Source organism: Roseivivax isoporae LMG 25204, assembly GCF_000521865.1.
Lineage (GTDB): Bacteria > Pseudomonadota > Alphaproteobacteria > Rhodobacterales > Rhodobacteraceae > Roseivivax > Roseivivax isoporae.
On the sequence record NZ_JAME01000198.1, the window covers coordinates 1 to 319 of the forward strand.

Genomic DNA, 319 nt, shown 5'->3' on the forward strand with positions numbered 1-319 from the left:
GCTCGGCGCCGACGAGACCACGCCGTGGGGCACGTCGGGCATCAAGGCCTACTGGCGCTCCGAGGGCAGCCAGATGACGCCGACCCAGCTCGCCGACGAGGGCCGCAGCGTCCCTCTGCACGAGCTCTACTGCCTGGCGCTGGCATCCGAGGAGCTGCTCGAGGACGCCATCCGCCTGCGCAACCGGCTGTCCAACAAGGCGGCCATGGCCATCGCGTGGAAGAAGAACCTCGCGATCGTCGAGGGCAGCGGCGTCGGCCAGCCGCTCGGCTGGTTCAACTCGCCGGCGATGCTGACGGTGCCGAAGGAAAGCGGCCAG

1 protein-coding gene is annotated in these 319 nt (G+C 70.2%); it reads left to right on the top strand.

Annotation, left to right across the window (positions count from 1 at the left end):
- On the top strand, positions 1-319 hold a 319-nt coding region (locus tag RISW2_RS23330; protein WP_043776149.1), incomplete at both ends, for a phage major capsid protein.